At 56.3% G+C, this 18,595-nt stretch carries 17 protein-coding genes; 4 read left to right on the forward strand and 13 right to left on the reverse strand.

Annotation, left to right across the window (positions count from 1 at the left end):
• Window position 1 precedes the first annotated feature (1 nt).
• From GYN01_RS11300 to GYN01_RS11330, 7 genes are all read right to left on the reverse strand, one after another.
• On the reverse strand, window positions 2-607 hold the full coding sequence (locus tag GYN01_RS11300; RefSeq protein WP_048364870.1) for an SCO family protein: 606 nt from the start codon (window positions 605-607) through the stop codon (window positions 2-4).
• A gap of 248 nt (window positions 608-855) precedes the next feature.
• Window positions 856-1,512 carry a class I SAM-dependent methyltransferase gene (locus GYN01_RS11305; RefSeq protein WP_203307077.1) on the reverse strand — a complete coding sequence of 219 codons (657 nt, stop codon included), beginning with the start codon at window positions 1,510-1,512 and terminating at the stop codon, window positions 856-858.
• Window positions 1,513-1,533: 21 nt separating this feature from the next.
• Window positions 1,534-3,225, reverse strand: coding sequence for a WD40 repeat domain-containing protein (locus GYN01_RS11310; protein ID WP_203307078.1), 1,692 nt, complete (start codon window positions 3,223-3,225; stop codon window positions 1,534-1,536).
• A gap of 26 nt (window positions 3,226-3,251) precedes the next feature.
• Window positions 3,252-3,848, reverse strand: a complete 597-nt coding sequence (gene ribA / locus GYN01_RS11315) for a GTP cyclohydrolase II RibA (protein ID WP_048364873.1) — start codon at window positions 3,846-3,848, stop codon at window positions 3,252-3,254.
• A 35-nt stretch (window positions 3,849-3,883) separates the two neighbouring features.
• A complete protein-coding gene (locus tag GYN01_RS11320; RefSeq protein WP_203307079.1) occupies window positions 3,884-4,894 on the reverse strand; it encodes a formylglycine-generating enzyme family protein in 1,011 nt (336 codons plus the stop codon).
• A 74-nt stretch (window positions 4,895-4,968) separates the two neighbouring features.
• Complete coding sequence (locus GYN01_RS11325; protein WP_053221360.1) at window positions 4,969-5,835, reverse strand: VOC family protein; 867 nt, start codon at window positions 5,833-5,835, stop codon at window positions 4,969-4,971.
• Complete coding sequence (locus tag GYN01_RS11330; RefSeq protein WP_048364875.1) at window positions 5,828-6,889, reverse strand: methyltransferase; 1,062 nt, start codon at window positions 6,887-6,889, stop codon at window positions 5,828-5,830. The genes GYN01_RS11325 and GYN01_RS11330 overlap by 8 nt, the downstream gene beginning before the upstream one ends.
• A gap of 324 nt (window positions 6,890-7,213) precedes the next feature.
• Here GYN01_RS11330 and GYN01_RS11335 point away from each other — a divergent pair, with 324 nt between their 5' ends.
• A complete protein-coding gene (locus tag GYN01_RS11335; RefSeq protein WP_048364876.1) occupies window positions 7,214-7,951 on the forward strand; it encodes a nitroreductase family protein in 738 nt (245 codons plus the stop codon).
• 49 nt (window positions 7,952-8,000) lie between these two features.
• Here the strand turns inward: GYN01_RS11335 and GYN01_RS11340 are convergent, their stop codons facing one another.
• Both GYN01_RS11340 and GYN01_RS11345 read right to left on the reverse strand, forming a co-directional pair.
• Window positions 8,001-9,335, reverse strand: a complete 1,335-nt coding sequence (locus GYN01_RS11340) for a DUF6687 family protein (RefSeq protein ID WP_203307080.1) — start codon at window positions 9,333-9,335, stop codon at window positions 8,001-8,003.
• On the reverse strand, window positions 9,332-10,786 hold the full coding sequence (locus GYN01_RS11345) for an MFS transporter (protein ID WP_203307081.1): 1,455 nt from the start codon (window positions 10,784-10,786) through the stop codon (window positions 9,332-9,334). The genes GYN01_RS11340 and GYN01_RS11345 overlap by 4 nt, the downstream gene beginning before the upstream one ends.
• 131 nt (window positions 10,787-10,917) lie before the next feature.
• On the opposite strand from GYN01_RS11345, the gene GYN01_RS11350 reads away from it, so the two are divergent.
• Window positions 10,918-11,589, forward strand: coding sequence for a helix-turn-helix transcriptional regulator (locus tag GYN01_RS11350; protein ID WP_048364878.1), 672 nt, complete (start codon window positions 10,918-10,920; stop codon window positions 11,587-11,589).
• Between the two features lie 65 nt (window positions 11,590-11,654).
• On the opposite strand, the gene GYN01_RS11355 is transcribed toward GYN01_RS11350, so the two are convergent.
• The gene (locus tag GYN01_RS11355; RefSeq protein ID WP_203307082.1) at window positions 11,655-14,135 is read right to left on the reverse strand and encodes a UvrD-helicase domain-containing protein; all 2,481 of its coding nucleotides are present in this window, start codon (window positions 14,133-14,135) and stop codon (window positions 11,655-11,657) included.
• Window positions 14,136-14,400: 265 nt separating this feature from the next.
• Between GYN01_RS11355 and GYN01_RS11360 the strand changes: the two genes are divergently transcribed.
• Window positions 14,401-15,096 (forward strand): pirin family protein, encoded by a 696-nt coding sequence (locus tag GYN01_RS11360; protein WP_203307083.1) that lies wholly within the window; start codon window positions 14,401-14,403, stop codon window positions 15,094-15,096.
• A 60-nt stretch (window positions 15,097-15,156) separates the two neighbouring features.
• On the opposite strand, the gene GYN01_RS11365 is transcribed toward GYN01_RS11360, so the two are convergent.
• Together GYN01_RS11365 and punC are read right to left on the reverse strand one after the other, a co-directional pair.
• Window positions 15,157-15,693, reverse strand: a complete 537-nt coding sequence (locus GYN01_RS11365) for a hypothetical protein (RefSeq protein WP_048364881.1) — start codon at window positions 15,691-15,693, stop codon at window positions 15,157-15,159.
• Window positions 15,694-15,750: 57 nt separating this feature from the next.
• Window positions 15,751-16,932, reverse strand: coding sequence for a purine nucleoside transporter PunC (punC, locus tag GYN01_RS11370; RefSeq protein ID WP_203307084.1), 1,182 nt, complete (start codon window positions 16,930-16,932; stop codon window positions 15,751-15,753).
• A 118-nt stretch (window positions 16,933-17,050) separates the two neighbouring features.
• Here punC and punR point away from each other — a divergent pair, with 118 nt between their 5' ends.
• A complete protein-coding gene (gene punR / locus GYN01_RS11375) occupies window positions 17,051-17,974 on the forward strand; it encodes a DNA-binding transcriptional activator PunR (RefSeq protein ID WP_048401958.1) in 924 nt (307 codons plus the stop codon).
• On the opposite strand, the gene GYN01_RS11380 is transcribed toward punR, so the two are convergent.
• Entirely contained in the window at window positions 17,968-18,576 is a 609-nt protein-coding gene (locus tag GYN01_RS11380; RefSeq protein WP_203307085.1) for a LysE family translocator, read from the reverse strand. The genes punR and GYN01_RS11380 overlap by 7 nt on opposite strands.
• Window positions 18,577-18,595: the final 19 nt, after the last annotated feature.

Raw genomic sequence — 18,595 nt, forward strand, 5'->3', positions numbered from 1 at the left:
ATCAGCAGACCGACATCACCGTCAGCAAGTCTTCGGTGCACTGCTTGGCAGACAACGAAGGTGACAAACCAAGACGCAGCACACCGCGGGTATCAAATACGAAGCTGGTGGCCGTGTGTGAAAGCGTATAAGTCGAGCCACTCGGGATTTTCTCGTAAAACACCTTGAACTCTTTGGCCGTGGCAGCGGTTTCTTCCAGCGTGCCAGACAGCGCCATAAAGGTCGGATCGAAGGCTTTGACGTAGGCATCCAGCACCGCAGGCGTGTCGCGCTCAGGATCGAGCGTGATGAACACCACCTGCAACCGGTCACCATCCGGGCCCATCATTTTTTTCACTTGCGCGGCGCGCGCCAGCGCCGTTGGGCACACGGCCGGGCATTGGGTGAAACCAAAGAAAATCATGGGCATCATGCCGCGAAAGCTGCCCAGCATGACGTCATTGCCCTGAGTGTCGTGCAGCTTGAACTTGCGCCCCAGGATCTCATTGCTCAAATCTTTACCGTACTTGTACGACAACCCACTGCCGGGATCGCACCCAGCGAGCAACCCCAGACTGAGCAAGCCCAGGCCTTGAACAACATGGCGGCGAGTCAGTAAATCATTCATGTGAAGGTTCCTTTGGCGCACGACTCATCCCCAGTTCAACCCACGAACCGGCGACATTCAGCGTTTTGGCTTTGAAGCGGGTGTTCGTTAAGAGGGAGACGAGTTTCATGGGCGCAGAATTTACCACTCTCAGCCCTTCGGAGCACGTTACGTTCGTCATTAAAAAGCCGGAACCCTGTGCGGGTTCCGGCCTTATTCAGGCCCGGCAAGCCCTCAAACGCATACGTGTGTGACTGTCGGTCGCGTTATCAAGTGCGCACCAGCGCCAGCAGATACACCGCATCGCCATGTTGGCGTTCGATGGTGATGAGCCGCTCCCAAGTCAATCCGAAACCTTCCAGCGTGTCGCGAATCCCTTGCTCGGTAAAAAAGTAGCCTTGACGGCGGTTGTCCATTTCACGCCAACCCGGTGTCAGGTTGCTGGCGTCGACGCCAAATACGTTGATTGCAATCAGGCCCCCTGGGCGAACATGGCGGCGCAGGTCATCCAGATAGCTTTGCCACTCCTCCGGGTGCTGGTGGTGAAAGCAGCCGTTATCCAACGCCGCATCGAATTGACGTAATAAGGTCGGCTGCCAGTCTTGCAGTGCGCAAGGCACCAGTTCAAGCCGCTCGCCCCAACGTTTGCGCAGCAAAGGCCAACTGGAGTTTTCGACGATATCCAGACCGGTAACGCGATGACCTGCCTGTATCAACTCGGACGCATCACGCCCCCGCCCAACCCCGACATCAAGAATCAGTTGATCGCTTCTATCCCCCAAATGCTCAAGAAACACCCGCGCGGCCTTGGCCATGCCTATGTCCCATGACCACTCGTCCTCACCGTTGCCGTAACGATGAACAAATGAAGTGTTGAGTACGTTTCTATACGTGGGCACATCCAGAAATTGCGTCTGCTTATTCATTATTGTCCGCTCCTGGTGACGTTAAGAGGCTTGGCGATAGGCGATGGTGTAAATGTTGCCGTCATAGGAGCTGGCAATGAAGCCATTGCTGTCCTTGTCCTGGCTCAAACACGAGATGCCACTGGCGGTGGGACGTTCGACATCTATCCAGGTGCGGCTTGGTAAATCGAACAACGCTACGGTGCCGCTGTAGTTGGCGGTCGCAATGACACGACCATCCGCCGAAGCACAAATGCACTTGATCGAGTTTACGTGTGGCGTGTCGTAGACCTCATCGCCTGAGCCCAGCCACAGGCGCAGTTTCAGGTCGCGACCGATACTGGCAAAACCGCCGTCTACGGTGCAGCAACCATTGGAGATCCGAGTGTGCGCCTGCTCGACATGCCGCGCGCTGCTGAAGTCGTCAATGTTGTGCAACGCCACGGCGGCCGAGGCGCAAACGCTGAACAAGTGTCGGTCGTTGGCCGCCACCCCCTTGATTGCGTTGTCGTGCATCGGGATAGACGCGATCAGCGTCAAGCCATGTGCCGTGTCCAGAGCAAACACCAGGCCTTCGCCGGTGTAAGTGCCGATAAGGGCGTGCAACACACCGTCCTTGTGAAACGCAGTGGCGCAGTTAAGCGGCGAACGATGTTGATACAGAAGCCGCCCGGTCAGCGCATCAAAGACTTGCCCCATTTGCCCACCTGACAATAGCAATGGTCCAAAGGGCAACAGGAAGTTGCACAGGCTGCCCACGCCCATGACCGGCTGGTTATCTTTGAACAGCATCCCTGCGTCGCCGATGCTGTATTGCTGCCCTGCATCGTTGACCACCGCGTTGATACTCACGGCCGGGGCGATGCCGTCGACGTGCCATTGATCCTCGGCGTAATTCCAGGTCGCGTAGCGCGAGCCAAAGGTGGCAAACACCAATTTGTCTTCGCCGACAAAGGCGCAGCTACGCGGCCAGACAATGCTTGGCAAGGCGGTGGTACGGCGTTTGATCAGATGTTGCTGGGCGTCCAGTTCCCAGACAATCGCCGAACGGTCGTAACTGAGCGTCACCAACAACTGTTTATCGTCGTTCCACACGATGCGCTTGATCCCGGCTTCATGGGCAGGAATCGTGCGTACGTGCTCATTGCTGATCAATGAAATACGGCCGTCATCGTCACCCGCAAAAACCAGGCCCTGACGGGTGATTGCGATGGTGTCAGTTTCAACGCCGCCAATGTCTACCAGGCCACACTGCGCCAGGCTGGCTGTGTCCCACTGGCGCACGGTGCCGTCATCGCTGCTGGAAATCAGGCGCAGTCCGTCTGGCGACCAAACCACTGAAATCACGTCGGCGTCATGCCCCTTCAGTTCACCCAGCAACGTACCGTCCAGGTCGAAAATACGCAGTACGTGATCGCGCGAACAGGTGGCGACACGCGTACCGTCGGGTGAAAAAACCGCCATTTCAACATCATCGCCATGCCCGGACAGCACCGACTTCAAACGCAAGCTGGGCACCTCCCAAATACGTGCGGTGTAATCACTGCTGGCGCTGACCAAGTACTTGCCATCAGCGCTGAAGGCACATTGGTTAGCCAGATGATCGTGGGTAACACGGTGAATCGAACGCCCGGTTTTGGCGTCCCACAGAATCACTTGGTTGTCATAGCCGGCCGTCGCAATGAACTCACTGGCATGCGCGGAAATACCGCTGATAGGACCTATATGTTTCATGGTGAAATCCTTTTCGAAAGCAAGCCTTACAACTTGATGGAGTGACTGGATTTAGTGACCTTCGATTGCAAATAGCCACGGTTATGTTGGGTCAGGAACACCCCCGTAGGCACTGCACTCACCACATCAATCCCGCCATCGCGCAATTGCTGGACTTTCTCCGGGTTATTGGTCAACAAGCGGCATTGCGTCACCTTAAGGGCTTTGAGCATGTCCACCGCCGGGGTAAACGTGCGCGAATCCGCGGGATGATTGAGGTGCAAGTTGGCCTCATAGGTATCCAGCCCGGTGTCTTGCAATAAGTAGGTCTCAAACTTGGAATACAAACCAATGCCGCGCCCTTCCTGACGCAGATAAATCAAATACCCCCCTTGTGCATTCAACGTTTCAAGGGCTTCTTGCAGTTGCGGGCCACAGTCGCAGCGTTGTGAACCGAACACATCACCGGTGATGCACTCCGAGTGCACGCGAACAAGAGGGATGTCCGCGGTGTCGGTATTAACCCCCACGGCAAAATGCTCATTGTTCTTATCAAAACCTTTAAAACCATAAAAGTGCGCATTAATGGTGCCGCCCAAAATAGAAATAGGCACTTTGGTATGACGCGATACTGGCGTGTGCATGAGGTATCCCAATTAAAAGTTCAGATGACAGACAATCAACGTAGGTTTTCAACTAAGCGAAAACCCATGACATAGAGCGGTCGGGGGTAACGGCCATGACGACGCGCGGTGCGGGCCAGGTCTCTGAAACGGGTGAAGCTTCCACCCCGCGCGACGCGATGCTCACCGACATCCAGCACCAAGTCATCACGGATCTGTGGTCCGCCAGGGTAAGGGTGGTAAGCCTGGGCTACGTACTCTTCAACGTTGCCGGCCATGTCCATCACCCCGAACGGTGAAGCCCCTTCAATGAATACCCCCACTGGCGTGGTTTGCATCAAGCCCAGTTCCGCCGTGTTGGCAAAAGTGGCATCAAAGTGCTCACCCCAGGGGAACTGCAAGCGCTGGCTCCCCGCCGCTGCATGCTCCCACTGTGCTTCAGAGGGCAAGGCGAACAGACGCCCGGTGCGCTTGCTCAACCAGCACGCGTAGGCATCCGCATCGCTGGCATCGACGCTGTACACCGGATGGTTGGCCATATGATGCGGGTAAGCGCCGAATGCCCAACTGCTTGCAAGTGCCGGGTGCTGTGTTTCAAGCAAAAAATGCCGATACTCGCTGTTGGTCACCGGATAACGTGCAATCCGGTACTCATCGAGTGCAACCCGATGGCAGGGGGTTTCTTTCTCGATCCAGCTGCGATCAAGCCCCAGACCTTCGAACGCGCTCATCACGGGGTCCACACGCTCAGGCGCCAACCCGATCTGAACGGTACCGCCGGGCACCGTCAACATGTGCGGGTTGAGGGGGTCGATACGCGGATCGCCTTTGAGTCCCAGCACTTCGCCGGCCGCAATGCGCGTCGCCAAAGGCTGCTCAACCTGGCTGATGATGCTGAGCAATTGACTGACCGGCAGCGCCAGCATATCGATCAATGCGCCTTGCACCTGACGGCTGATGGGATGCTCCACAAAATGCGGCGCATAGCCCATCAAAAAACGGTCAGTCACCTCTTTAGGCAGCGGGCTCGAAAATCGAGGCCAGTGCCCTGCTTTTTTAGTTTTCATACATTCACTCTGTCAGCCACAGACAGGCTGAACGGGACGCGAGGGGCTACCCGATCAGCGCGTTTGTCCAACGATTAGAGGTGGTCGAGGACCAGGCGCGGGTTGGTTTCAATCATTTCGATTTCAGAGGAATACACCTCAATCACCAACCCGTCAGGGTCTTCGAAATACACCGCCGTGCGCACGTTGTCAGGCCCATGATGAAAGCCTGGAGCTGGACCATTGCCCTTGACTACGTTGATCCCGGGCCAGGTGGCTACCTTGTCGGCAATGCGCTGTACGTCGTGTGGCAATGCACGCAAACCGATGTGGTAGCCCGGCGGGTAGCTGAACGTGGGATTTAACTCAATGAAGAAATCGAAACCATTGAGTTCCATTACGATCTTGCGCGGGCCAAGGTTGTAGCAATATCTGGCCGACAGCACCTGCTCATAGAAAGCCTGTGAAACGCCGAGGTCGCGGGTCAGGATATTGATATGGCTGACCTGAGGCGCCAACGCGGCTTCCCTGGCGCAGGCAATCGTTATGCCCTCCAGCGAGCGCCACATTTTGACGGCGGCGGCAAATTTCGAAAAACCGGCCAACCAGTCGCTGACTGTCACTGATGGCTGATGGCTTGTCACATTCAGGCCGTGAGGATAAACAAATGCGTGTGCACTGTTCAGCAATGCGAGCGAGCCATGCTGCGGATAATCATCCAGTGCAATCACCACCGCTGCCGTGTTTTTGGCGTGCTCAGGGGACTTAAGCAAATGCTCGGCAAAGAACTGTTCATCACTCGCTGAGGCACACAACAAAATGAGGCCATCGATCTGCGCGGGCACCTCACCTTCAAGGTGAAACTCAAACCCGGCCAGGCTGGCAATTGCGCTCAAGTCATTGGCCCAGGCACGATGCCGGGCGGCGCAGGCAGGGGACTGAAGCGCAAGAAGCTTAAGCACGGTCAGCAACCTCCCCCTTGCCACGCCCTACCAACAAACTGTAACGCCCCAGTTTTTCTTCCATGACCTCGAACCCCTGATCACTCATCTGTTGAGCAAGCCATGGCGTGGGGTGCAACTCGCCATTCACGGTATTGACCATCATGTGCAACGAGAAATCAGCGGAAAGAGCCGGCGTGATTTCGTTAGCATCCAGCGACATGCTCAAAATCATCAATGCCCCGCCCTTGGCTACGAGTTGGCTGGCCGAGGCAATCAGGTCGCGGGTTTGCTCGCGGGTGAAGTAGTGCAGGCAATCGTTAAGCATTACCACATCAGCGGTTTCGCCCTGGTACTTGGCCAAGTCGAGCAGGTTGCGCTCTTTGAACGTTAAGCGGTCATGCAGATTGTAGGTGTCCAGCGTGTGTTGGGCGGCGTCGCGTGTGGCAGCCAAGTCCCAGATTTCACCCTTGAGCGTGGGGTGACGTCGGGCTATTTCGGCGATATAGGTGCCATGCCCGCCTGCCAGATCGATTACCTTGCGCGCGTTATCGAAAATCGGCAGTTCACGCACCACATCCACCATTGGCTGGCTAAAGCGCACCATCGCTTCGTTAAAAGCGTCACGTGCGGCCTGGTCGTGCTTGAAACGGTTTTCCTGCTGGAAATCCATGGATTGGCCAGTGGCCAGGATCTCGCCCAGCCGCGGCCAGTTCTGCCACTGCAAGCGCTGGTGAGCAATGATGGGGCCAATGAATTCGGGGCTGCTGCTGACTAAAAAACGATCACTCAAGACCTGATTGCTAAACCGGTCCTCGTGTTTATTGAGTAACCCCAAGGCCACCAGGCCATTGAGGAAAATCTTGCCTTTATTTGAGGTCCATCCTAAACGCGTTGCAACGTCTTCGGCCGACACGGGAAGCTGGGTATGATCAAACACCTGCTGGTCAACAGCAAAGTGCAAAATAGCCGATTGGCGATATTGATCAGATAACTTAACCAAGTCCACAACACTGTTTAAACCCGCCACTTCGTTAGCGCGTTCATAAAGGGTTGTCGGTTTTTGCGCGTTCATACCACTGTCTTCCTTATTAGTTATTTGCGTCCATGCCTGGCACTTGGCATTGCCCCACTGCGGCTCTGCCAGTGACCGGGCAGAAAAAAAGACGCCACTCGGGCACTCAAACATGAGTGCCCTGCTTGGCACGGCAGGAGCGTAGACGCGTTTTCTATAAAAACAAGGAATGTCTTTTATATTTTTTAATTATCTAAACATCATTACATATAACCTTAATAATCAGTTATTCTTTGCTAAAAAGACGCGTTTACACCTCCAGCCCAGCGTGAAATACCGACTAAAGATCAACATTTAATAAGTCCTTAAGGAATGAGGCGTTTTATGAACGACACGATTCATTTACTCACTCGCCATCGTAGCGAGCGCAGCTTTCAAACACGTTCTGTGGATGAGGAGTTGCTGAGCGCCATTATTCAAACTGCCCACAAAGCGCCCTCCGCCTTCAATGCGCAGCACATTTCCTCGGTTGTGGTACGTGCCCCCGAAACCCGCCAACGTATTGCAGAACTGGCAGGCGGTCAGCCCTGGATTGCGACCGCACCCGTGTTCATCACGCTGATCGTGGACTTTCACAAAACAGCGCAAGGGGTTGCCCGAGCCGGGGCCGAGCAACATATTCACCGTTGCCTTGAAGGCATGCTGGCTGCTGCCACCGATGCCGGGATCATTCTCAGCACCATGATGACGGCAGCCCGCTCACTGGGCCTGGGCGTGGTGCCGGTTAGCGGCATACGTGCCAATGCCAGCGCCATGATTGAACTGCTGCAATTGCCTGAAAAAACCTTCGCCCTGTGCGGAATGGCGCTTGGCTATGTGCTGCATCCTGCCGCGCAAAAACCGCGCTTGCCGATAAGCAGCTTTCGCCATGACGAGCGCTATGACCCCCATGCGATTGACTCAGCGATAGGCGAGCACGACCAGGCGATGCTCGCGCACTGGCAACGTCAGCAACGCCCGCAACCGCAGAATTGGTCGAGCAGTGTGAGCCAGCGTTACGCCCATAACTACCGCCCGCAATTGAGAAATCAATTGCGGGCCAACGGCCTCGATATTGAGTAAATGCTAACGATGCAGGTCGCACGGCGGGTTGTCTGGCAACGTCAGCGGGTCAGGCATTGCTCCACGCAACCGGGGCCACACGCAGGAATTGCTTGAGTTCTTCCAGTACCGTCTGCGGCGAAAGATCACTCAGGCCGCCGGCACGCAGTTTCAGTGCCGGCATGATCCATTGCACACCGTCGTAACCCCAGTGCGCGTTACCCCGCTCGCGATCCTGTATCGCATGCTGGAAAATCGCCAGGTCGCGGCGGCCTCGCCTCACACCGCTGACACGCTCCACCCAGCTTTCGTAGCGTTGGCGAATCTCGATAAAAGGACCCTTTATGATCGCCAACACGCCGCATTTAGTGCGGTTATGAAACGCGATATTGGAAAGCCCGAAGTAAGGTTGGCCCAGGTTGATTCGAGCGCTCGCCTCTGCGGGCAGGCGAAATACGGCCAAGTCAATATCAGCATGTTCCTCAAGCTGCATCTGCGGGTCTGACAACAGCGTTTCGGTGTGCTCAAGCAGCTGCCATTGCTCGCGCCAGGCTGGGCTGTAGGTGTGCGTGCGCTCAATTACATCGTTGAGCAATGGCAGCAACGTGCCAAAGGTTTCAAGCAACTGCCGACTTTCGTTGGGTGCACGTGAGGTGCGGGTGCGCTCGGCCAAATGGTTGAGGGTAAAAGCCACCTGCAAAGCATGGCTGCAGGTACCGCGAGCGTAGTCCCCCAACCGGGCAACATCGATCAGCACGTCTGCATGACGCTGCGCCTGCTCGGGGGCCAGAAACGCATAGATAGAGGCCAAGCCGTCGAGGTCGAAATGATCGCTGGTGACGATGCTCGCCTGCGGCCAGGTACTGGCCTGCGCCATGTAGCGCAAAGCACTTTGCGTCGACAAGTTGGCTTTGTAAGGCTGCGGGGTGCGGTTGGCAGGCCAGTGAGACAGCGTCAAACGCGTCTGCTCATTGTGGGTTGAGTCCAGCGAGATATTGGCCACTTCACCCGTCATGTCCAACGGCAGGTAGCCAAACTGACTGTGCGGATCAATACGCACCGCCTGCGCCGCTGCATCAGCAGGTGCAGCAGTTGCAGGTGGCAAATCAGGCAACGTGAACGGTACGCGCTGAAAGTCCACCTCGGTTTGCCTGATTTCGCCATGACCGCCAAGGGTGTAGACCAACCGGCACAGGTTTTCGCGCCGAATATCCCGCCCCTCCCCATTGCGCGGCGCACTGCCCGGCCCGGCAATGGCGCTCGTCAAGTCGATGAAGTGGTTTTCACACAAGCCGATAGGCCGCCCACCGAGTAGGCGGACATCAAGCGCCCGGATTTGCCCGAGGACATCGGCATCTGCCATCACGTCACTCTCACCGCTGCTCATTGCGCTGGCCAGAGTCATGGCAACTCCGGCTTTTCAGTGGCCAGTAGCACGTCTCTATCAACGTGCCCCTCAACCGCATCGCGCCGGATCACCTGGCGCACAGTGATAAACAGCAGCGCCGACAGCAATGCATACAGACCAAACAACCACGCCGCAGCGCTCGACGCACCCTCCACGCCGCCCGGTGTGGTAAATCCGGCCAGGTTAGCAATCATGCCCGCCAACGCCGCACCAATGGCCGTAGCAATCAACTGCACAGTGGTAATGGAGGCCCCGGCAATGTTTTTCTCAGCATCCGGCACATTGGCCAATACCCGCGTCAGCAGGTGTGGCCACGCCAGACCTATACCTGTACCCACGCAGACCATGCCCACCGAGACCCCGCACAAACTCAGTAAAGAACCGGTGGTTTGCGGGACAAAAACGCACGCCAGCGCCAACCCCACGACGACAAACACCGGGCCATACAGCGTTGCCCGATTGGCCGACTCACGGGCCAGGCTCGAACTGTAGAGCGCTCCCAACGTCCAGCCAGCCGCCATTAAAGCCGCGATATACCCCGCTACCAACGGCGTTTGCAGGTGCAGCACTTGCAAGAAGTACGGCACGAAGACTTCACTGGTCATGCCAATGACCATCAAGCTCATGGACAGATAGATCGGCAACAATGCGCCGTGGGAACTCAGGCTGTTTTTGGGCAACATGCGATGTTTGTCGCTGCCCTCCACCCGGTACACCACATACAACAGCACCAACCCGACCAGTAACCCCAAGCCATTGAACAAGGGCGAGGGTTTGATGCTGCCCAGGGAGATGGCCAGCACCACTGCGGTCAATAGCGCCAGTTGCACCATCGGCACCGAGACCTTGGCACGCGGCTCGGTGCTTTTCTTGGGCAGCATCAGCGTAGCCAGCAACATGAACACCAGTGTGACGGGGATCAGCGCCCAGAACGCCGCACGCCAGGCGTCATATTGAGCAAATACCCCGCCCACCGCAGGTCCGATCAGCGTCGCAGCGCCCCACATGCCCGAAATCAGGGCCATTGCGCGCGGCCACAAACCTTCATCGAACACCAGGCGGATCATCGAGTACGGCAAGGCGAACAATAATCCGCCCCCCAACCCTTGCACTGTGCGCCCAAGGATTAACACGCCCATGTCCGGCGCCAGGCTGCAAATGCCACAGCCGATGGCAAAAATCACACCCGCTACTGCATACGCGAGTTTTGGCCCAAGGCCGGTCAGGCACTTGGCCGACAGCACTGAGCCGATAATCGAAGCCACGACAAACAACGTGGTGTTCCAGGCGTAGTAATCAAGCCCGCCGATGTCCTTGACCACAGACGGCAAAATGGTGGTGACCAAGTACACGTTGATCGCATGCAACGCGACTCCACCCGCCAGCGCCAAGGACCTGAGTCCGTTTTTGCCCAGCAATAATGCCGCCCATCCTGTTGCCGTTGTCATATCCCTGTCCTGAGTTACATTCCGTTGCATCGAGCCTATTACAAAAGGTAAAGCTTTGATAATTATTTTTTGAAGTTGTGGGTATGATCACGCCCGGCTTCACCCATCCCTCTTGAGACGACCACTGCCCTATGTGCGCAACCCCGACCGACTCCGCCAATGCCTCGCGCAACACCGGCGCCACTGCTGAACGGATTCTGTTTTTGCTCAAATCCCATGGCCCGCTTAAAACTGCCGACCTGGGACCGATGCTAAACATCACCCTTGAGGCCACGCGCCAGCAAATTCAAAAACTGCTGGAGGCCGAGCTGATTGTCGGTCAAGTCGTGCCTTCGGCAGGCGCAGGCCGCCCCTCGCAGAAGTGGGCGCTCACCCCTGCGGCGCAGGCGCGGTTTCCCGACACGCACGCGCAGCTCACCTTGCAGCTGATTGATTCGATCAAGTTGATCTACGGCAACGATGGCATCGATAAAGTGGTCAACAGCATTGAACAAGCCAATACCCACGACTACGTCAACGCTTGCGCACAGGCCACCAGTCTCGAAGAAAAAGTCATGGTCCTGGTAGGGATTCGCGACGCGGCCGGTTATATGGCCAGCATGCAGGCCGACGGTGACAGCTGGCTGCTGATAGAGAGCCATTGTCCGATTTGCATTGCCGCGCAGAAATGTCAGGGTTTCTGTCGTTCGGAGCTGCAAGTGTTTCAGGCGGCGTTAGGGCAAGACGCTGACGTTGAACGCATTGAGCATTTGATCACCGGCGATCGCCGGTGCGTCTACCGTGTGACGCCGCACCCGTCTTGAGCGACGGGCGCGCGCGGCTAACCTTGCGGCTTCGCCTTAAGACTTAAGCGCGAAGGCAGGCTCTTCTAGCGCTGCGTCTGGGCAGTGACGCCACGCATGTCTTCGAAGAAGGCTTTGTCTTTAGGCACCCGATCAGAAGCCTTGGGGATGTTCGGCCCTTGAGCGTCCTGGCTTTCTACGTACCAATAACAATGCTTGATCGCACGCGTGATACCGACATAGGCCAGACGCAGCACCTCGTCCTTCTGCGCCGAATCATACGGCTCGGGGTCACCAGCCTTACCTAGCCCAGCCATGCGATACACCTGATTTTTGTAGGGCGATGACGTTAAATGCTGACAGTCTCCCAGCAGGAAAACCGCATCCGCTTGCAGCCCTTTGGAGCTGTGATAGGTCAACTGTTTAAGCCTGCGTGCCTCTGGCTGCAATCTAGAATCCGCATTAACTACAGACTGAATTTCTTTTTCTATCAATAACTTATCGCTGCTTTTTCGATACAACATTAAGACGCTGTTACCTGCGTTGTAATGCTCGATCAGTTGTGCGGCCAGCGCCTGATCGTCACGATTCAATACGGTAACCGGCACCAACGTTTTTGGCTCTCCACTCGCCTTGGCACGCTTGCCGGGAATACCAGGCGCTGCACGCACGATGTGTTCGGCGGCATCAATAATGTGTTGGTGGCTACGGAAATTGTCACTGAGCATCACCCGCGTAGTGGCCGGTGAAACAAACTCTTTATTGAAATCCATAAAGTATTTGGGCGAACTGCCCCGCCAGCCGTAAATCGACTGCCAGTCATCGCCAACACACAGCAACGACGAACGTTGTGCGCCCCGGCCGATGTGCATGGCGGGGCCACGGCTGCGGATCTCGCGCAAACTGGCACGCAACCAGGAAACGATCTGTGGCGAAACGTCCTGAAATTCATCGATCATCAAATGCGAAAGCGGACGCAATTGCTCATGGTTGAGCAGCTTGAAATTTTCGGGGCTGTTCTCGCCAAACAGCGCGAACATACGGTTATAGGTCATGACTGGCGGGGTTTGCGCCAGCAAGTGATCTTCCAGTGCACGCCAATACAGGCTCAACGCCTCGAAGAAAAACCGGTCGGGGTCGTCTTTGGCAAAGCGCATGTTACCGACAGCCGTCGCAACATCCAGCCCCAGGTTCTCGATAAAGCTGGCGGCGCTGACAAAACAGTCCAGCAGCGGCGCTGAACTCAGCTCCCCCTTGAGCTTGTAGTCAATGCCAGGCCCGGCGCTCGCCTCATCCGCCAGCGCGGATAGAACACGCTTTGACGCGCTATAACTATCTAGCCATATCAATGGTTTATCGCAGAAAGCTCGAAACAGCGTCTTCTTGACTGCCCACTCTGCGCGCACGGTCAGCTTGGCATTGGGACGGCTGATCTGCGGGCTTTCTCCTGGATCAAACCCCAACACCACCCACGCGTTGAGCTGCGGGATATAACCGTGGCAATGGAAGGTTGAGCCATTGATCTGGAAGGTTTCACGGCTCGGCTCAATGCCCTGAATAGGCCACGCGCCCGCGCCAAACCATAAATCTTCGAGGGTGTCGCAGAGTTCTTCATCGCGCTTGGCGGCTAATTCAGTCACCGCCATGCGCTTTTGCACATCCGGATGATCACGTTCCAGCGCCCCGAGCTGTAGAGCATGCCGACGCAGCGGCGCCATAAGCGTCTTAAAGCGTTCGTCACGGGTGTACAGCGCGTGATAACAGGCATTCAGTTGTTGGCGCTGGGTGTCGTTGATGCGCAAATCAAAAGGATTGCTCTCAACCTCTTCATCCGCCTGGGCACTGCGCGTACTAAGGTTTTCAAAGGCTTCTAACTTGGCGTAGCCCGGCAGGCTGCGCACCATCGGCAAAATACGCGAGTGAAAAGTGCGTACAACGTCCTGCGCCTGCTTGAAACTCAGGGCTCGCCCCCACAAACCGAACACTTCTTGCAGCTTGGCAATAAAGTCCTTACGCGACTCTCGCGTAAAGGTAACGACGGTCATCGAACTCAGCTCAAAACCCAAGTAGTGGCTGAGCAGCAAAATACGCAACACCAGCGAGGTCGATTTCCCTGCCCCTGCACCCGCGACCACCGAGGTTGAAGGGGTGTCACTGAAGATCATCTTCCATTGCGCTGCACTAGGTTGCGCATGCGCCGGCAACATCGCCGCCACATCCGCCTTGACCTGCTTTTTCAACTCAGCCGTCAGGGGCAGGCGCCAGTCATCAAACAAGTCATTGTCGACCCCCGGCCCGCGGAGTTCCCGGGATCGCGTGTCATTGATGTACAGCACCTGACGCCCGTCTTCCAATCCCTCGGCATGGCCCTCTTTGTAGCCGTAATCCACCCCCGCGCTGTGCCCGCTGCGAAACCCGTCCGCCTGGCCATGCAACCACGATGCTGCGTGTTGAGCCCGCAAACGGGTTAAACCGCTGCCAAACAACCGTGCAGCCAGGCGTTTGAGCAAGGGCAGTTGAGTGATAGGAGCGAGTTCATCAGGCTGATCGGATTTGTGTTGCGGCACGCTGACTCCAGGGTGAGAGGCTGTCCGGGGGCACTATGGTCACCCCATTGCGCGAAGAGTTCTAGCTAATTGCTTGAGTGTCAGCTGTTTAGCTTGAGCTTTGAAGGCAAAGGATTATCTGTTGCCAAGGGTAAACATCGAATATATAGATTGGTTTAAAACATTTTTTACGCTTTTTATCGATTAATCATTATTGGAAACTCACTCCCATCATCGATCGGGTAGCAGCATCCTTCGCCCGACTGACCCGAACAGGAGCGGCATCATGCTTGAACTCAGACCTTTCAACACACTGGGCGGCGCGAATCACGGCTGGTTGGACGCGCATCATCACTTTTCGTTCGCCGAGTACTACGACCCGCAACGCATGAACTGGGGCAACCTGCGCGTATGGAACGACGACGTAATCGCTCCCGGCACCGGTTTCCCAAAACATCCGCACCGTGACATGGAAATCATCACCTATGTGCGAGACGGCGCCATCACTCATGAAGATAACCTGGGCAACAAAGGCCGCACTGAAGCAGGCGATGTGCAAGTCATGAGTGCCGGCACTGGCATTGCGCACAGCGAGTACAACCTCGAATCGACCGCGACCAAGATTTTCCAGATCTGGATTCTGCCCAATCAGGCCGGTGATGCACCTGCTTGGGGCGCCAAACCGTTCCCTAAAGGTCAGCGTGAAGGCTTTGTGACGTTGGCCAGCGGCAAGGACGGTGATCAAGAGAGCCTGCGTATCCGCGCCGACGCTCGCCTGGTAGCCGCCAACCTGAAGGCGGGCGAGACAGCCGAATACGTCTTGGATAAAGGCAGACGTGCGTATCTGGTGCCTGCGACCGGTGTGATTGAGGTCAACGGCCTGCGAGCCAATGCCCGTGACGGGGTGGCCGTCGCTGATGAAAGCGTGCTGCGCGTACAGGCACTGGAGGACAGTGAAATCGTACTGGTCGACCTTGCATGACACCCAATGAAAAAGCCGGGCCTGTAATGAGGCTCGGCTTTTTCACGGTTTGAAACACCCTTAAGTCATTGGGTTATCGATCTGGATGTAAAGCGAAAACGCACCCAGCACCAACCAGAAGCAGGCGAACAGCCAAGGCGACCGTACCGAGAACATCAACGATTTTTTGTAGCCTTTGTGCGTCGACTCCATCTCACAAAACAGCGGGGACTCGTCATAAGCAAGCCCCATCTGTGGCTCGCTGCTTAGCAACTCACTCTGCTTGAAGTGCCAATGATCGATGATGTCGTACGCAGCCCGAATACCCGGCCAGGCATTCAACGAAATCATGAGCCCCAACACCGCCAGCATCGGTGGCACAGTCAGCGTGAAGAACTTGCCCCACTCCGGGTTGAGGTTGGCCATGCTCGACGCAAATGCGATCACCAAAAAAGACTGGGCTGCCAGATAGGCGTCCGTGCGGTGGGACAAGATGCTGGTTTCGTACTGGATTTCGCGGCGGTAAAAGTCCAGACGGTCCTTGGGCGAACCAAACATTTTTGCGTCATGTTCGGTGTGAACCTGTGGCGGGGTATCCGGGGTAATGATTTGGGTCATCCAAAGCGCTCACGCAGTGACTCGAAAACGCTTTGATGCCCACGATGACGACAAAGTTCAGCGCGTTGCCAGACCTTCGGCCACAACTTTGCGCCGCTGAATCATGTAACCCAACAGTGCTAAGGGTGCTGAAGCCAGCATGACCTCGACGGTGATTTCTAGCGGTTTACTGATGTAGGCCGACACCAGCAGACTGCCCAGAAAGCACAAACCAAGCTGCAGTGTGTTTTGCAGTGCAGCGGCTTTGCCTGAGTTTTTGGAAAATGGCAGCAAGGCGTTGGCGACCACGATCGGGTAACTCGCCCCGTTGACCAACGCCATCAGGCAAAACGGAATCAACAAGGTGAGCAGCGTGGGTTCAGTCTGTGTGGCCACGACATAGAGTCCCACCATGCTTGCGCAATAAGCCAACAACAACCAGGGCAATAACGTACGGCCTTTGATGTGCTGCAAGGCACTGCGGCAGCTGTAGCCGCCAATTAAAAATGCCAGCGTCGGAAACGCATAGCTCAAGCCAATATCATTCGGGCTGTAGCCCATGTCGCCGAGGATGAAGGGTGAAGCCGTCAGCCAAGCGAAAAAACTGGCTGAGCACGCTGCAAAAATCATCACATTGCCGCTGAACGTCGCCGAACTCAGCAACTGGAAGTAACTCACGCGCGCAGTCTCTGTCTGACTATGTACGCGCGGCTTATCTTTAAGCAGCAGCGTGGGCACCAACAGCATCAGAGAAATCCCCAGCAACACCGTGAAGATTGCCTGCCACCCCAAATGGTTGAGCACCACGGCCCCCAATAGGGGCGCCAGGGCTGGCGATAAGCCCATCAGCGGCATAATGCCTGCAAACACCCGATTGGCTTTGTCGGCCGGGTAACGGTCAATCACCAGGGCTTGCCACGTCACCGCTGCGGCGCAAATGCCGATGGCCTGAATAAAGCGCAGGCTCAACAGCCACACCGCGTTGTCGACCCAGAGCATGCCCAGACAGCCCAACGCAAACATCGACAAACCCGCCAAGAGCACAGGCTTGCGTCCAAGCCGATCCGACAGCGGTCCCCAGAGCAATTGGCCAAACGCAAAACCGGCCAGAAAGATGCTTAAACTGGCCCCCACCGCACCGGCTGACAGGTGTAACTCACTGCGCAATGTGCCAAATGCCGGTAAATACATATCCATCGCCAAATAGCCCAGCATGCTGAGGCCGGCGAGGTAACAGGTGAAACCAAACGAGTTTTTCATGTGCACCTAAAGCTTCCCATCAAACAATTTGTTGACTGGCGTGCATTATCCGGCTGAGCATTCGCTTGTGAAGCGATAATAATTTCACTTTGGCATCAATTATTTCGAAGGCAAAACTGTGTGGTCTGAATATTCTCTGGATGTCATTGATGCCGTGGCCCGGCATGGCAGCTTCAGCGGTGCAGCCCAAGAGCTGCATCGTGTGCCATCGGCCATCAGTTATACGGTGCGTCAACTGGAAGTGTGGTTGGCGGTGCCGTTGTTTGTGCGCCGTCACCGGGATGTGGAGCTGACCCCGGCCGGTCAGCTATTTGTCAAAGAAGCCCGTGACGTGCTGAAAAAAATGCTCGGCACGCGCCGCCTGTGCCAGCAAGTGGCCAATGGTTGGAGCGGCCAGTTACGGGTCGCGGTGGACTCCATCACCAAGCAACCGCGCTGCCAGCAAATGGCCATCGACTTTTACCGACACTTCCCGGACGTGGAACTGATTATTCGCTACGAGGTGTACAACGGCGTGTGGGACGCTCTGGTCGATGGCCGCACCGACATCGTCATCGGCGCGACGCGTGCCATCCCGGTAGCGGGCAGTTTTGCCTTTCGCGACATGGGGTTTCTACACTGGTTATGCGTTGCCAGCCCTGATCATGCGCTGGCCTCCTGCCAAGGCTTACTCAGTGATGAACAGCTGCGGCCCTACCCATCGTTGTGCATGGATGACACATCACGCAACCTGCCCAAACGCGACACCTGGACGCTCGACAACCAACGGCGAATGATGGTCCCTGACTGGGCAACGGCGTTGGCCTGCCTGTGCGAAGGCTTGTGTGTTGGCATGGTGCCTGCGCATCTGGCTCAACCTCTGATCGAACAAGGGCGGTTGATGGCCCTGCACCTGCAACGCCCCTTCCCCGCCAGCCCCTCCTGCATTGCCTGGGTGCAAAACAACCATTCCCCGGCCATGAGCTGGTTGCTGGAGTACCTCGGCGACACTGACACCCTGAGTCAGGAGTGGCTCAATGATGCCGAGCGAGATGCTCAGTGATCGAACAGGATCGGGTATAACGACAGCACCAACAGCAGCGCCATGCTCAGATTGAATGCCAACAACCACTTGGGCTTGGTCAGCACATTGCGCAATGCGCTGCCAAAGCCTGCCCACACGCAGACGCTGGGCAAATTGATTACAGCGAACACCAGCGCAATGATGAACACATTGACGATGTATCCCTGCGAGGGGGTGTACGTGGTAATAGCACCGACCGCCATCACCCAGGCCTTGGGGTTGACCCACTGAAAAGCGGCTGCGCCCCAAAAGCTCAACGGTGCGCCATGTGCGTCTTGCGTACTTGAAACTGGCCCGCTGGTGGCGACCTTCCACGCCAGATACAACAAGTATGCGGCGCCCAGGTAGCGCAATACGGTGTAAGCCACCGGCACGGCCTTGAACACCCCGCCCAGACCCAATCCCACCGCCAGTACCAAAAACATAAAGCCAAAACTGATACCCAATGCGTGAGGAAGAGTTCGGCGAAACCCAAAGTTAACGCCCGAGGCCAGCAACATGGTGTTGTTGGGGCCAGGGGTGATGGAGGAGACGAACGCGAACAACACAAACGCTGAGATTAATTCGAGAGAGAACGGCATGTTTACGTCCGGTGTTTGG

It is taken from the genome of Pseudomonas weihenstephanensis, assembly GCF_016812185.1.
GTDB lineage: Bacteria > Pseudomonadota > Gammaproteobacteria > Pseudomonadales > Pseudomonadaceae > Aquipseudomonas > Aquipseudomonas weihenstephanensis.